This window comes from Sphingomonas sp. MMS12-HWE2-04 (genome assembly GCF_044881185.1).
Lineage (GTDB): Bacteria > Pseudomonadota > Alphaproteobacteria > Sphingomonadales > Sphingomonadaceae > Sphingomonas.
Window position 1 is genome coordinate 2750720 of the sequence record NZ_CP173254.1, and the last position, 14727, is coordinate 2765446.

14 protein-coding genes are annotated in these 14727 nt (G+C 67.3%); 7 read left to right on the forward strand and 7 right to left on the reverse strand.

Going from position 1 to position 14727, the window contains the following annotated elements:
* Positions 1-136: 136 nt before the first annotated feature.
* On the reverse strand, positions 137-1369 hold the full coding sequence (locus tag AB2M62_RS12690; RefSeq protein ID WP_404334230.1) for a polyhydroxyalkanoate depolymerase: 1233 nt from the start codon (positions 1367-1369) through the stop codon (positions 137-139).
* Between the two features lie 146 nt (positions 1370-1515).
* On the opposite strand from AB2M62_RS12690, the gene AB2M62_RS12695 reads away from it, so the two are divergent.
* Together AB2M62_RS12695 and AB2M62_RS12700 are read left to right on the forward strand one after the other, a co-directional pair.
* Positions 1516-3291: an ABC transporter transmembrane domain-containing protein gene (locus AB2M62_RS12695; protein WP_404334232.1), complete on the forward strand. Its 1776-nt coding sequence runs from the start codon at positions 1516-1518 to the stop codon at positions 3289-3291.
* Between the two features lie 64 nt (positions 3292-3355).
* Complete coding sequence (locus AB2M62_RS12700) at positions 3356-4522, forward strand: saccharopine dehydrogenase family protein (protein ID WP_404334234.1); 1167 nt, start codon at positions 3356-3358, stop codon at positions 4520-4522.
* 23 nt (positions 4523-4545) lie between these two features.
* Here the strand turns inward: AB2M62_RS12700 and AB2M62_RS12705 are convergent, their stop codons facing one another.
* On the reverse strand, positions 4546-4869 hold the full coding sequence (locus AB2M62_RS12705; protein ID WP_404334236.1) for a hypothetical protein: 324 nt from the start codon (positions 4867-4869) through the stop codon (positions 4546-4548).
* A gap of 111 nt (positions 4870-4980) precedes the next feature.
* Positions 4981-7260, reverse strand: a complete 2280-nt coding sequence (gene rnr / locus AB2M62_RS12710) for a ribonuclease R (protein ID WP_404334238.1) — start codon at positions 7258-7260, stop codon at positions 4981-4983.
* 107 nt (positions 7261-7367) lie between these two features.
* Here rnr and glpD point away from each other — a divergent pair, with 107 nt between their 5' ends.
* Together glpD and AB2M62_RS12720 are read left to right on the forward strand one after the other, a co-directional pair.
* Entirely contained in the window at positions 7368-8825 is a 1458-nt protein-coding gene (gene glpD / locus AB2M62_RS12715) for a glycerol-3-phosphate dehydrogenase (RefSeq protein WP_404334240.1), read from the forward strand.
* Between the two features lie 48 nt (positions 8826-8873).
* Positions 8874-9206 carry a PilZ domain-containing protein gene (locus AB2M62_RS12720; protein ID WP_404334242.1) on the forward strand — a complete coding sequence of 111 codons (333 nt, stop codon included), beginning with the start codon at positions 8874-8876 and terminating at the stop codon, positions 9204-9206.
* Here AB2M62_RS12720 and AB2M62_RS12725 read toward each other — a convergent pair.
* Together AB2M62_RS12725 and proS are read right to left on the reverse strand one after the other, a co-directional pair.
* A complete protein-coding gene (locus tag AB2M62_RS12725) occupies positions 9196-10218 on the reverse strand; it encodes a pectinesterase family protein (RefSeq protein ID WP_404334244.1) in 1023 nt (340 codons plus the stop codon). The two genes, AB2M62_RS12720 and AB2M62_RS12725, sit on opposite strands and share 11 nt — an antisense overlap.
* Positions 10218-11744: a proline--tRNA ligase gene (proS, locus tag AB2M62_RS12730; RefSeq protein WP_404334245.1), complete on the reverse strand. Its 1527-nt coding sequence runs from the start codon at positions 11742-11744 to the stop codon at positions 10218-10220. Before proS ends, AB2M62_RS12725 begins: the two co-directional genes overlap by 1 nt.
* Positions 11745-11884: 140 nt before the next feature.
* Between proS and AB2M62_RS12735 the strand changes: the two genes are divergently transcribed.
* The 3 genes from AB2M62_RS12735 (at position 11885) to AB2M62_RS12745 (ending at position 13022) form a co-directional block, all read left to right on the forward strand.
* Positions 11885-12397, forward strand: coding sequence for a hemerythrin domain-containing protein (locus tag AB2M62_RS12735; RefSeq protein WP_404334247.1), 513 nt, complete (start codon positions 11885-11887; stop codon positions 12395-12397).
* 97 nt (positions 12398-12494) lie between these two features.
* The gene (locus AB2M62_RS12740; protein ID WP_404334249.1) at positions 12495-12662 is read left to right on the forward strand and encodes a hypothetical protein; all 168 of its coding nucleotides are present in this window, start codon (positions 12495-12497) and stop codon (positions 12660-12662) included.
* Between the two features lie 249 nt (positions 12663-12911).
* The gene (locus tag AB2M62_RS12745; RefSeq protein WP_404334251.1) at positions 12912-13022 is read left to right on the forward strand and encodes a ribosomal protein L7/L12; all 111 of its coding nucleotides are present in this window, start codon (positions 12912-12914) and stop codon (positions 13020-13022) included.
* A 296-nt stretch (positions 13023-13318) separates the two neighbouring features.
* On the opposite strand, the gene rnhA is transcribed toward AB2M62_RS12745, so the two are convergent.
* Positions 13319-13759 carry a ribonuclease HI gene (gene rnhA, locus AB2M62_RS12750; protein ID WP_404334253.1) on the reverse strand — a complete coding sequence of 147 codons (441 nt, stop codon included), beginning with the start codon at positions 13757-13759 and terminating at the stop codon, positions 13319-13321.
* The gene (thrB, locus tag AB2M62_RS12755) at positions 13756-14703 is read right to left on the reverse strand and encodes a homoserine kinase (protein ID WP_404334255.1); all 948 of its coding nucleotides are present in this window, start codon (positions 14701-14703) and stop codon (positions 13756-13758) included. Before thrB ends, rnhA begins: the two co-directional genes overlap by 4 nt.
* Positions 14704-14727: the final 24 nt, after the last annotated feature.

Below are 14727 nucleotides of genomic sequence, written 5' to 3' on the forward strand. Positions count from 1 at the left end.
CTTCGTCACCCCGGCCTTGAGCCGGGGTCCCGCTGCCTTGGCGCCGGAAGAAGAAGCGGGATCCCGGCTCAAGACCGGGATGACGTAGTAGCGGCTATTTGCGTTCTCAACCTGACCCGCCAGCCTCACGCGAACCCTAGCCGCTGTGCGCGGCCATCCATTCCTCGAGCACCGGCGCGATCCGGGTGCGCCACTTCGAACCGTTGAAGATGCCGTAATGGCCGACGCCCTCGGCGAGGTGATAGCGCTTGAACTGCTCCGGCAGCTTGTCGGCGATGGTCAGCGCCGCCTTGGTCTGGCCGATGCCGGAGATGTCGTCCTTCTCGCCTTCGATCGCGAGGATGCCGACATCGGTGATCGCGCTGGGATCGACCAGCCGGCCGCGATGCGTCATCTCGCGCTTGGGCAGCGCGTGCGCCTGGAAAACGGTATCGATCGTCTGGAGATAGAATTCGGCGGTCATGTCGCAGACCGAGCGATATTCCTCGTAGAACTTCATCGTCGCGTCGGACGCTTCGCCATCGCCCTGGACGAGATGCTTGAACATCTCCCAATGCGAAATCATGTGGCTGCCGAGGTTCATCGTCATGAAGCCGGCGAGCTGGAGGAAGCCGGGATAGACTTTCCGCCCGGCACCCGGATAGGTCACCGGGATCGTGGCGATGACATTCTGCTCGAACCAGGCATGCGGACGCTCGGTCGCCAGCGTGTTGACGGCCGTGGGCGCCTCGCGGGTATCGATCGGGCCGCCCATCATGGTGAGCGTGCGCGGACGATTGGGATGCTGATCGGCGCTCATCACCGCGGCGGCGGCATAGCAGGGCACCGACGGCTGGCAGACCGCGAGCATGTGCGGCCGGGCATCGCCCTGCGCGCCGATATGCTCGAGAAAGCTCACGATATAATCGATATAATCGTCGAGATCGAAACGGCCTTCGGACAGCGGGACCAGCTTCGCGTCGCGCCAATCGGTGATGTAGACATCGGCGACCGGCAGCATCCGCTCGACCGTGCCGCGCAGCAGCGTGGCATAATGGCCCGACATCGGCGCGACGATCAGCAGCTTGGGACCGCCCTCGACGCCCGCGCGCACGAAACGCTTGAGCTGCCCGAACGGCTTACGCAGCACGATCTCTTCATGGACGTCGACTTCGCGACCGTCGACGATCGTGTGGTCGAGCGCGAAATCGGGCTTGCCGCGCGGCGCCGAGGCATGGGCGAACACTTCGAGCGCCGAGGCGACCACGGGTCCGCCACCGAAATAGGAAAAGGGGTTGGCCGGATTGTTGAGAAGGCCGGCGGAGAAGTTCGCAAGGGCGCTGGCCCCTGCCAGCATCGAGCGCTGAATCTCGTAAGCGTCGTAGAGCATCGAATTCCTTCCACCGTCACCCGTTGGAACGGTGGCGACTTATCCTACTAATAGAGCGCGGCTTGCTGCGGTGCAACGTCGTCATACCAAATCTTCCAAACCACGGGTGGTTCCCCTGCCGAGCCAATCGCGCTAGGTCGCCGCGCATGGCCGATCCCGTTCCGCCTGCGCAACCGAAGCGCAAGCTCAGCAACCTGCTCATCGTCTGGAGCTTCACCCGGCGCTATCCGCTCCAGCTCGCGGTGGCGACGCTGGCGCTGTTCGGCTCGTCGCTGGCGACGCTATGGGTTCCACGGACCTTCAAGCAGATCGTCGATAATGGCTTTGCCGCGGGTGCCGATCCGTCGCGAATTGGGGTGTATTTCCAGGGGCTGCTGCTCGTCGTCCTCGGGCTGGCGATCGCGACGGCGCTACGCTTCTACTTCGTCTCCTGGGTCGGCGAGCGGACCGTCGCCGATATCCGGATTGCGGTGCACCGCAACTTGCTGCGGCTGCCGCCCAAATGGTTCGAGGAGAACCGCCCGTCCGAGATCGCGTCGCGGCTGACCTCGGACACGGCGATCATCGAGATGGTCGTCGGCAGCACCGTGTCGACCGCGCTGCGCAACTTCCTCACCGGACTGGGCGGGCTGATCTATCTGTTCGCGCTGGCGCCGACGATCGCGCTGTACCTGATCATCGGCATCCCGCTGGTCGTGCTGCCGATCGTCTGGCTGGGCGGGCGCGTCCGCCAGTTGTCGCGATCGAGCCAGGACCGCGTCGCCGATATCGGCGCAATCGCCTCCGAGACGCTCGGCGCGATGCGGATCGTCCAGGCGTTCGGGCAGGAGCGCCGCGAGGGGCAGCGCTTCGAAGGCGCCGTCGAGCGCAGCTTCGCCGCCGGCAAGCGCCGCTTCGCGCTGCGGGCAGTGATGACCGCGCTGGTGATCGGGCTGCTGTTCACGGCGATCACGCTGATCATGTGGGACGCCGTGTCGGGCGTCGCCGCGGGGCGGATCTCGGGCGGATCGATCACCGCGTTCGTGATCACCGCCGGGCTCGTCACCGGATCGTTCGGCGCGCTGACCGAGACCTATGGCGAGCTGCTGCGCGGTTCGGGCGCCGCCAGCCGGCTTGCCGAGCTGCTTGCCGAGCATCCCGACATCGCCGCGCCCGCCCAGCCGATCGCGCTGCCCCAGCCGCCGCTGGGCGCGATCGCCTTCGACCGCGTCACCTTCCGTTATCCGACGCGGCCCGAAGTCTCCGCGCTGGCCGACTTCTCGCTCGCCGTAGCGCCGGGAGAGACGGTGGCGGTGGTGGGCCCCTCGGGCGCCGGCAAATCGACCTTGTTCCAGCTGCTCCAGCGCTTCTACGATCCCGAGGTCGGGCAGGTCCGCGTCGACGGCGTGGCGCTGCCCGATGCCGATCCGGCCGAGGTTCGCAGCCGCATGGCGATCGTGCCGCAGGAGACGGTGATCTTCGCCGCCTCGGCGCGCGACAATCTGCGGTACGGCGCCTGGGATGCTAGCGACGCGGCGATCTGGGCCGCGGCCGAGGCCGCCAACGCCGCCGAGTTCCTGCGCGAGCTGCCGCAGGGCCTCGAGACCTTCCTGGGCGAAGGCGGCGCACGCCTGTCGGGCGGGCAGCGCCAGCGGCTCGCCATTGCCCGCGCGCTGCTCCGCGACGCGCCGATCCTGCTGCTCGACGAAGCGACGTCCGCGCTCGACGCCGAAAGCGAGCGGCTCGTCCAGGACGCGCTCGAACGGCTGATGGCCAACCGCACTACGCTGGTCATCGCCCACCGGCTGGCGACGGTGCGCGCGGCGGCGCGGATCATCGTGATGGACGATGGCCGCATCGTCGAGACCGGCAGCCATGCCGAGCTGGTCGCGCAGGGCGGACTCTATGCCCGCCTCGCCGCGCTGCAGTTCCACGAGGGCTGAGACAAGCCTTCCCGATTTCAGAAGATCGGGTATGCTGCCTGCAACGACATAGCAGGAGAGACCAGTGGCCCATCGCGAATTCGACATCATCGTCTATGGCGCCACCGGCTTTACCGGCCGCCTCGTCGCCGAATATCTCGCCACCACCTATCCGCAGCTCCAATGGGCGATGGCCGGGCGCTCGCTGACCAAGCTCGAAGAGGTCTGCAACGAAATCGGCGCCGCGCCCGACACCGCCTTGCTCACCGCCAATGCCGACGATCCCGCCGCGCTCAAGGCACTCACTGCCCGCGCTCAGGTGGTGATCACCACCGTCGGGCCCTACACGCTCCACGGCGAACCGCTGCTCGCGGCCTGCGTCGAGACCGGCACGGCCTATGTCGATCTCTGCGGCGAGCCCAATTTCATGCACGACATGATCGGCAAATATGCGGACGCCGCCAAGGCCAGCGGCGCGCGGATCGTGTTCTCGTGCGGCTTCGATTCGATCCCGTTCGATCTTGGCGTATGGACCGTGCAACAGGCCGCCAAGGCCAGGTTCGGCAAGCCGGCGCCGCGGGTGAAGGGCCGTGTCCGCACGATGAAGGGCACCTTTTCGGGCGGCACCTTCGCCAGCGGCAAGGCGACGGCGATGGCCGCCGCCAAGGATCCGGCGGTGCTCAAGGCGCTGATCAACCCGTTTGCGCTCACCCCCGGCTTCGAGGGGCCGAGCCAGCCCAAGGGGCTGCTCCCCGAATATGACGAGGCCGTAGGCGGCTGGGTCGCGCCGTTCATGATGGCGGTGATCAACACCAAGAATGTCCACCGCACCAACTTCCTCGCCGGGCATCCTTATGGCGAGGACTTCCGCTATGACGAGATGCTGGTTGCGCCGGGCATCGGCGATATCGGCAAGGCCGCGGCCGAGGCGATCGCCAAGATGAACCCTATGAACGCCGACAAGGGCCCCGCCCCTGGCGAAGGGCCGAGCAAGGAAGAGCGCGACAACGGGCATTACGACCTCGCCTTCATCGCCGAAATGCCCGACGGCCAGCGGTTGACCGCTTCGGTGAAGGGCGATCGCGATCCCGGCTATGGATCGACCAGCAAGATGATCGCCGAGGCGGCCTTGTGCCTGATCCGCGACGTCCAGGGCGAAGGCGGGATCTGGACGCCCGGCGCGCTGATGGCCGAGCCGCTCAAGCGCCGACTGGAGGACCATGCCGGGCTGACCTTCACGATCGAGGAGTAACTCCTCGAACTCCCCCGGCGACGTCAGCCCTGATAGGCGAAGGTGACGAGCACCGCCGCGAGCACACAGAGCGCAATGACGATCGGCACCAGCCGGCGGCGGCGGGCGTCGCTTTCGGCCTGAAAGGCGGCGGTGTCGAGCCAGTAGCGGCCCGCCGCCGCCTCGCGCACGACGCCCTTGCTTTGCATTCGGGCGAACTGGCGGGTCTCGATAGGGCTCTGCGGCACATAGGCGACGGCGTCATCGGCGCTGGTCGCGTGATGGACGAAGAAATGTGCGGCGATCCTGCGGCGGGCGCGGACGACGAGGCCGGCGACAATGGATGGAACCGGTGATGCTGCGATCATGGCATGCTCCCGTTGGCCGCCGCATGCTGACAGCAAAGCCGCAGTTGCTCAACCAGGCATGTCGACCAGAGAACGGAACGCCGTCCCTCCCCCGGCGGGGAGAGGAGAAGGTCAGCGCTTGCGGCCCTGGTGGCGGATGTTGGCGGGGCGGCCGCGGTGCTTGATGATGCGCTTGGGCGGGCCGCCGCGGCGTTCGGACGACTCCCCGCTGCCACTCCCCTTGCCGTCGGGCAGCTCGAAGCGCAGCGCGCCCGAGACCGGATTGGCCTCGGCCAGCCGCAGCTTGAGGCGCTGGCCCAGCGCATAGAATTCGCCGGTATCCTCGCCGATCAGCCGCTGGCTGGCCTCGTCATAGCGGAAATATTCGCGGCCGATGTCGCGCACCGGAACCAGCCCGTCGCCGCCAATGCCTTCGATCGTGGCGAAGAAGCCGAAATTCTGCACCCCGGTGATCCGCGCATCCATCACCGAACCGACATGTTCGGAAAGATAGGCGGCGACATAGCGATCGACCGTCTCGCGTTCGGCCTCCATCGCGCGGCGTTCGAGCGCGGAGATGCTCTCGCCGATACGATCCATGCTCGCCAACTCCTCGGCAGTGAGCCCGCCGGGGCCGAGCTTGTAGGCGGCGACCAGCGAGCGATGGACGATCAGATCGGCATAGCGGCGGATCGGCGAGGTGAAATGGGCGTAGCTGCCCAGCGACAGGCCGAAATGCCCGGCATTTTGGGGGCCGTAATAGGCCTGGGTCTGGCTGCGCAGCACCTGCTGCATGACTTCGTCACGGAAATCCGCCTCGCCGACCCGTTCGAGGATATGGTTGAAGGTTGCGGGCTTGATGACCTGACCGAGCGCGAACTCCATGTCATAGGTCTTGAGATATTCCTTGAGCGCGACGAGCTTCTCGCGCGCCGGCGGCTCGTGGATGCGGTACATCACCGGCGCCTTCTTGGCCTCGAGAGCCTTTGCCGCGGCAACATTTGCCGCGATCATATAGTCCTCGATAAGCTTATGCGCATCGAGCCGCTCGCGCGGGGCGACCGAGAGGATGCGGCCCTTCTCGTCAAGCACGATGCGGCGCTCGGGCAAGTCGAGATCGAGCGGCTCGCGCTTTTCGCGCGCCTTGTTGAGCGCGCGCCAACAGTCCCAGAGATGATGCAGCGCCGGCTCGATCTCGGCGCGCTTCTCCGCGCCGGGCGCGAAGCGATCGTCGAGCAAGGCGCGCGGGCTTTCGGGGCCGTCGATGATCGTCTGGGCATCGTCATAGGCGATGTTCGCCGCGATGCTGACGACGGCGCGGGTGAAGCGCCACGACTTTAGCTCACCGCTCTTGCCGACCTGGATGTGGCAGGCGAGCGCGGCGCGATCCTCGCCTTCCTTGAGCGAACAGACTTCGGCCGAAAGGATCTCGGGCAGCATCGGCACGACGCGATCGGGGAAATAGACCGAATTGCCGCGCTTGCGCGCCTCGCGATCGAGCTCGGAGCCGGGGCGGACATAGAAGCTGACATCGGCGATCGCGACGACCGCCTTCCAGCCGCCTTCGTTCTTGGGATCGTCATCGGGGGTCGCCCACACCGCGTCGTCATGGTCGCGCGCATCGGCGGGATCGATCGCGACGATCGGCAGGTCGCGCAAATCCTCGCGCTCGCCGAGCGGTTGCTTCGAGATACGCTCGGCCTCGGCCAGCAGCTCGTCGGAGAAGACGTTGGGGATGGCATGGCGGTGGATCGCGATCAGCGAGAAGCTGCGCGGAGCGAAGGGATCGCCGAGCCGCTGAGTGACATGCGCGAAGATGCGCGGCGGCTTGCCCGCCTTGTTGGCGAGGACGAGGTCGCCCGGTTCGGCGCCATTGCGCTCGGAGATCGGGTAGCTGTGGCGCTCCTTCTTCTCGACGCCCTGGAGATAGAGCCGCCCGCCTTCTTCATGGACGACGCCGAGCATCTGCTCCTCGCCGCCGGCCAGCTTCTTCATCGGATGCGCGATCCAGCCCTTGCCGGCCTCTTCGGTGCGCGCGAGGATGCGATCCCCGACGCCCAATGCCGAGCGCTTGCCGCGCTGCTCGCGGACGCGCAGGCGGGGCACCGGAATGCCTTCGGCTTCCCAGCGCTCGGGCACCGCCCAGACGGTGTCGCCGTCGATATCGGTGATGCGCAGCACGGTGACCTTGGGCAGTCCGCCCATCTTGTGGAAGGCGCGGCCGGGGGCGCTGTCGATCAGCCCCTCATCGGCCATGTCCTTGAGCAGCGCCTTGAGCGCGATCTTGTCCTGCGCATGCAGGCCGAACGCCTTGGCGATCTCGCGCTTGCCGGAGGGCGTGGGGGAGGACGTGATGAAATCGAGGATCTGCTGCCGCGTGGGCAGCCCAGCCTTTTGTTTTGGTTTAGCCATTGGCCCTAGATGTAGGGTGTGAAAAGCGTCTCGTCATCTCTTTCCGCCCGTGCCAGGGGGAGGATAGAAGATTGCCCGCCCACCCCCTCCCCGCCTAGGCTCGCCCCGTGACCTATGACCTGATCATCGCCGGGGGCGGCATCAATGGCTGCGCGATCGCGCGCGAGGCGGCGCTCAATGGCCTGTCGGTGCTGCTCGTCGAGAAGGACGATCTGGCCAGCCATACCAGTTCGGCCTCGACCAAGCTGATCCATGGCGGGCTGCGCTATCTCGAGACCTATGAGTTCCGGCTGGTGCGCGAGGCGCTGCACGAGCGCGAACGGCTGCTGGCCGCGGCGCCGCATCTGATCCGGCCGCTGACCTTCGTGCTCCCGCATGCGCATAGCGTGCGGCCCTGGTGGATCGTGCGCATGGGGCTGTGGCTGTACGATCTGCTAGCCGGGCGGTCGTCGCTGCCGCGCTCGCGCGGGCTGCGGCCAAGCGACGCCGCGTACACCGATCCGCTGGCGGGCACGCATCGCGGGTTCGTCTATTCGGACGCCTGGGTCGACGATGCGCGGCTGACGCTGGCCAATGCGCGCGATGCCGCCGAGAATGGCGCCGAGATCGCGACCCGCACCGCCCTGGTCTCGGCGCGGCGCGCGGAGGGCAGATGGCAGGTCGAACTGTCCGACGGGCGCAGCGTGGAAGGGCGCGCGCTGGTCAATGCGGCGGGCCCTTGGGTGCGCGCGCTGCTCGACGATGTCGGGGTTGCGAGCGCCTCGCGGGCGCGGCTGGTCAAGGGCAGCCATATCGTCGTGCCGCGGCTGTTCGACGGGGACCATGCCTATATCCTCCAGCAGCCCGACCGGCGGATCGTGTTCGCGATCCCCTATGAGGGCGGGTTCACCGAGATCGGCACCACCGACGTCGCCGTCGAGCGGCCCGAGGATGCGGTCTGCTCGGACGAGGAGCGCGCCTATCTGTGCGACGCGGTGAACCGTTATTTCACGCGGCAGGTGTCGCCCGCCGACATCGTCTGGGACTGGTCGGGCGTGCGGCCGCTGCACGACGACGGTGCGGCCAAGGCGCAGGCAGTGACGCGCGATTATGTGCTGGAGCTCGATGGCGCGGGGGCGCCCCTGCTCTCGGTGTTCGGCGGCAAGATCACGACCGCGCGGGCGCTGGCCGAGGAGGCACTCGAAAAGCTGGGGCCGACGCTGGGTAGGCCGGTGGCGCCGCGGACGCGGGCGCGGGTGTTTCCCGGCGGGGCGATCGGCGATTTCGGCCAGTTTCTCGGCGAGGTGCGCGCGCGCTGGCCGTTCCTGGGCGACGCCCGATCGGCGCGGATGGCGCATGCCTATGGCACCGCGCTGCGCGACATGCTGCGCGATGTCGACAGCGAAGCCGATCTCGGCGCCGACGTCGCTGGCGGGCTGAGCGAAGTCGAGCTGCGCTGGATGCACGCCCAGGAATGGGCGCGGACGGCGCAGGACGTGCTGTGGCGGCGCAGCAAGCTGGGGCTGCACCTCGACCCCGCGGGGCGCGACGCCGTGGCACGCTGGTGCGCCGCGCATTGGCGTTAACCATTTCTTGAGCCCTTCCCCATAGGCCCGCAGCCAGGGTGGAGGGATATGGCGACCAAATTCTCGCAATATCGGAAAGTGGCGCCTGCGCTGGTCGAACAGCGCAGTGCCCCGCGGCATCCGATCCTGGTCAGCCGCGCGAGCGTGCGCAAACAGGGCGACACGCCGGCCGAGGCAACGCTGCGCGACTTGTCGGTCTATGGCTGCCGGCTCGCCTGCGCGACCGGGCATGACCAAGGCGAGCGGCTGTGGCTGCGGCTGCACGGCAGCCTGCCGATCGCGGCGACGGTGGTGTGGAACGATGGCGGCCATATCGGCTGCCGCTTCGACGCGCCGATCGAGCGCAGCCTGATGCGCGCGCTGACTCTGGTTATCTGCTGAAATCTGCGCCGAGAACGTTGGCGCGGGTGAACCGCGCCGCTTCCGCATCGCCAAGCATTCGCCGGGTCGCGCTGGCCGGGCCGGCCCCGGGACCGTGGCTGCGCGCTTCGAACAGCCGGGCCTCCTGAGGGGTCAGCCGGCGCTGCTCGCCGTCGGGCCCCTTATAGCCCATCCAGGTCCAGCCCTCGCGCTTGATATGCGCGTCCATCCCGCAATCGAGGAACACCGCCTGGCCGGTGAGCGCCATGTTGCCGCCGGCGCGCCACGGCCTTCCCAGCCAAGTGGATTGCGCGGGGACGCCGGGCTCGCGGGCTAGGCGGCAGTGCGAGAAGACCAGGCCGAAGGGCTGATCGGCCGGGGTGCTGGGCGCCGCGAGATAGCCGTGATTGGGGGCGCCTGGCACTGCGCGGGTGACGATGGTGCAGCGATCGAACCAGGCCGCGGCGCCGCCGAAGATGAAGTCGACACCGCCGACGATCGTGCATCCCGAAAGCAGGGCGCGGGCCTGGACGTAAAGCGTATCCTGGTAGCCGAGCAGCGTGCAATTCTCGACCGACGTGCGGTCCGCCTCGCGGCCGATGGCGAGCGCGACCGCCTGGGCGCCGTTGCCGGCGCTGTCGCGCTTGGCGCCGATAAAGTCGAAGCTGTTGCGGATCGTCAGGTTGCGCAGGGTGACGCCGGGCGCGGCGATGGTCAGCGTACCCGTCCGCCCGGTGCCCCAGCTGCCGCCATCGGGGTGCTGCAGGCCGGCATAGGTGCCGAAGCTGAGCACCGTCCCCGGCCCGCTGCCCTCGATCGTGACATTGGGTGTAGTGACGGTCAGCTTCTCGACCAGCACGCCTTCGCGGATCAGAATGCGGAACGGGCGGCCGGCCTTTTCGGCCTGGGCGAGCGCCGCACCGAGCGTGCCGGTGCGCGGATCGACCACAGCATCCCATGCGGCTGCCGCGTGCACGATCCGCGGCGCCAAGGTGCCGGCGGCGGCGAGCCCGAGAACGCCGCGGCGCTCCATCAATAGGCGCGCGCGACCAGGATCCGCTCGACCGCGGGCTGGCCGGTGAAGATGCAGGCGCCTTCCGCCGGTGCCGCGTCGCTAGGCACGTTGCGGAAGGTGAGCTTGAGCGCCTTCAACCGCTCGACCACCTTGTCGAGATCGGCGCCGGTCGGCTTCGACCATTCGACTTCGACCCAGCCGGGCTTGTCGCCCGCGAACGCCGTTTCGAGATCAGCAAAGTCGGTGACGCCGCGCGTGATGTTTGCCTCGAGCCGTTCGCGGGCCTGGCTGTGGAGCGACGCCTGGATGTCTTCCAGCATCGCCGCCGCCTCGCCGGCGAAATCGGCGCGCGCCACCACGGCGCTGTCGAGCTTGCCGTCTTCGCGATAGAGCCGGTCGCGGCGGATCACCGAGACATTGCCGCCGGCGACGTCGCGGCCGCCGACCTCGATCACGATCGGCGCGCCCTTCTTGACCCAGCCCCAGCGCTTGGTCGCGGCCTTGGCCGGCTTCAGGTCGAGCAGCGCGCGCACCGGCTCGCCGAGCGCGGAGAGCCTGGCGAGATCGGCCTGGAGCGCCTTGCAATAATCGACGATCGCAGCGTCTTCGGGCTGATCGCGCAGCATCGGCACGATGACGATCTGCCACGGCGCAATGCGCGGCGGCACGCGCAGCCCGTCGTCATCGCCGTGCACCATGATCACGCCGCCGATCATCCGGGTGGAGACGCCCCAGCTGGTCGTCTGGGCCAGTTCGAGTTCGCCGGCGGCGTTCTGGAAGCGGATGTTCTGCGCCTGGCTGAAGGTGGTGCCGAGGAAATGCGAAGTGCCCGCCTGGAGCGCCTTGCCGTCCTGCATCATCGCCTCGATCGAATAGGTCGAGACCGCGCCGGGGAAGCGCTCATTCTCGGGCTTCTCGCCGGCGACCACCGGCATCGCCAGGCAATCCTCGGCGAAGCTGCGATAGAGTTCGAGGATGTTCATCGTCTCCTCGCGCGCTTCCTCGACGCTGGCATGGGCAGTGTGCCCTTCCTGCCAGAGGAACTCGGTGGTGCGCAGGAACATGCGGGTGCGCATCTCCCAGCGGACGACATTGGCCCATTGGTTGATCAGCACCGGGAGGTCGCGCCAGCTCTGCACCCAGCGGCTGAACGCCGTGCCGATCACCGTCTCCGAGGTTGGCCGCACGACCAGCGGCTCCTCGAGCTTGGCTTCGGGATCGGGGACGAGCTTGCCGTCCTTCTGGATCAGCCGGTGGTGCGTGACCACCGCCATTTCCTTGGCGAAGCCGTCGACATGCTCGGCTTCCTTTTCGAAATAGGAGAGCGGGATGAACAGCGGGAAATAGCAATTCTCATGGCCCGTCGCCTTGATGCGATCGTCGAGCAGGCGCTGGATGCGCTCCCAGATGCCATAGCCCCATGGCCGGATGACCATGCAGCCGCGCACGCCGCTTTCCTCGGCCATGTCGGCCTCGGCAATGACGGCTTGATACCAGGCGGCGAAATCGGCTTCGCGGGTGACGGAGAGAGCGTGCTTGATCATGGCAGAGCGGATTAGCGGCGCGGCGCGGCGGGTCAATGCCGTGCGCAAAGCCCGAGGCTGCGAACGACTCGCAAGTCCTTCGAATCGCGGAACGATTACCTGCGCGCTTCGCTTGAATCGCCAACAAGGGAGACGAGATCATGGCCGAAGACAAGAAGCAGGACGCCGTCGCGCTACTCAAAGCCGATCATCGCAAGGTCGAAGAACTGTTCGAAGCCTTCGAGTCGGCCAAGGGCGATGGCCGCAAGCAGAAGATCGCGCTGGAAATCTGCCTGGAGCTGACCGTCCACGCCAAGATCGAGGAGGAGATCTTCTATCCGGCCTGCGAAGGCAAGATCGAAGAAGACATGCTCAAGGAAGCCTATGTCGAGCATGACAGCGCCAAAGTGCTGATTGCCGAGATCGAGGCGGGCAGCCCGGACGACGATTTCTACGATGCCAAGGTCAAGGTGCTTTCCGAGCAGATCGAACACCATGTCGAGGAAGAGGAAATGCGCATGGAGGGCATGTTCTCCCAGGCGCGCAAGGCCGGGCTCGACATGGACGCGCTGGGCGACCAGCTGCGGGCCCGCAAGGAAGAACTGATCGCCGAATATAAGGCAAACGGCCTGCCCAAGCCGGAGACGACGACGCTGCTCGAAGCGACGGTCTGATCCCCCCGGCGGCCGAGCGACACCCCGCCCGGCCGTCGCCCGGCTACGCAGTTAACCGGATGTTAACGCCTTGAGCCCGCACTGCTATATACGCTTCATGCACTGGGCACGATCCACCTCTGCCGAACAGCTGATCGCGGTCTTCGGACCCGAGCGGGCGCTTGCGCACGTCACCGATCTGCTCCGCCGCGCGGTGCGCGCCGGCGACGATCAGACCGCGGCGCTGCTCGACGGACTGCTGCAGGGGATCGAAGTCGCGACCTGACGCGCTTCCCGATTTCCTGCGCGAGTGCCAGACGGGAATTCGGTCCGGCGCAGGAGCAACGATGTTCATTCCCCTACCCTTGCTGATCGTCGCGGCGCTGGTCTTTCTGGGATTGCTGCTGGCCCTCCTGCAATTGTCGCGGCGGCGCGACCCTTTGCTGGGCGGGCAGCAATTGCGCCGCGCACCAACCCCGGTGCCGTCGCAGCCAAGGGCGCGCAGCACGACCTTGTCCCCCAAGTCGAGGCGGAGGTGCGTGCGCTGCTTGCGGCGGGGCGCAAGATCGATGCAATCAAGATCGCGCGCGACGCGACCGGCCTCGGGCTGCGCGAGACCAAGGAATTGGTCGAGGGCTTCGAATAGCCAGGCGGTAGGCCCAAGGCTGCGATGGGCGGAGTTTGGGTGGGAAGCGGACCTTCTCTTCGTCACCCCGGGCTTGACCCGGGGTCCCGCTTCTTTTTGCTCTTGGCAGGGATCAAGGGCTTTAATCCCGAGCGGCATGATCTGTTCGAGCCTCTCGTCAAACTCCAGAAGAAGCGGGACCCCGGCTCAAGGCCGGGGTGACGGAAACAGGAACGTCGGCAATTGGGGCGTTAGCCGCCATTCGCGTCCATGGATTCCCAACCTCTCCCCAGCTCTGCAGGGTAGGATCGATCGGGTCACTGCGCCAGGGCGGCGTCGCTGGCGAGCTTGTCGGCGCGTTCGTTGTCGGGGTGGCCGGCATGGCCCTTGACCCAGACCCATTCGACGCGGTGCGGCTTGGCGGCGGCGAGGAGTTCCTGCCAGAGCTCGGCATTCTTGACCGGCTTCTTGTCGGCAGTGCGCCAGCCATTCTTCATCCAGCCGTGGATCCACTTGGTGAGGCCGTCCATCACATAGCGGCTGTCGGTGGAAAGCGTGACGCGGCACGGACGGGTCAGCGCCTTGAGCCCCTGGATCGCCGCCATCATTTCCATGCGGTTATTGGTGGTGTGCGGCTCGCCGCCGGACAATTCCTTTTCGGTGCCGCCCATGCGCAGCACCACGCCCCAGCCGCCGCGGCCGGGATTGCCCTTGCACGCGCCATCGGTGGCGATTTCGACATGTTGGAGTTCGGTCATGCGAAAAGCGCGTCGCCGTTCGCTGCGTAGAAGTCCAGCCGGCGCAGATAGGCGATCGGATCTTTCCTGGTGACAAGCGCGTCGGCCGGGGTGTTGAGCCAATCCCAGGCGCGGCTGAGCAGGAAGCGCAGCGCAGCGCCTTGCGCCAGGATCGGCAGCGCGGCGCGCTCTTCGTCGGTGAGCACGCCATAGCCCTCGATCAGTCCCGCGCCGATCGCCGGATCATAGCGACTGCCCGACGGATCGAACGACCAGGCGCCGTGGGTGATGGCGAAGTCGAAGGCGCGCAGATCGGTGCAGGCGAAATAGAAGTCGATCAGCCCGGTGACGTCGTCGCCCAGCATCAGGACATTGTCGGGGAACAGATCGGCATGGATCGCGGAGGTGGCGAGGTGCCGCGGCCAGCGCGCGAGGATGCGTTCGAGGGCAGCGGCGACGGACTCGAACAGGCCCGGCGCAATGCCGTCGAGATCGCGGCCGCAGCGGTCGAGCTGGCCCTGCCAGGTATCGACGCCCATCGTGTTCGGGCGTTCCAGGGAGAAGTCTGCGAGCGCGCGGTGCATCTGGCCGAGCGCGGCGCCGGCGGCGCGGGCCTGGGCGGGGGTGGGCGTGGTCACCGAGACGCCGGGGAGAAACTTGATCAGGCAGGCCGGGCGGCCTTCGAGCTGGTGGATCTCGACGCCGTCGCGGTCGGCGATGGCGGGCGGCACGGGCAGGCCCTTGGCGGCGAGGTGATCGAGCAGCGCCATGAAATAGGGCAGATCGTCTGCGGCGACGCGCTTCTCGTAGAGCGTCAGGATGAAGCGGCTCTGCGTGGTGTCGACGAGATAGTTGGAGTTCTCGACCCCCTCGGCAATGCCCTTGGCGGAGACAAGTTCGCCGGCATCGAACTTCGCGAGGAAGGATGCCAGCGCTTCCGCCGATACCTGTGTGTAGACTGCCACCTTCCCCCTGTCGTCATTCCCGCG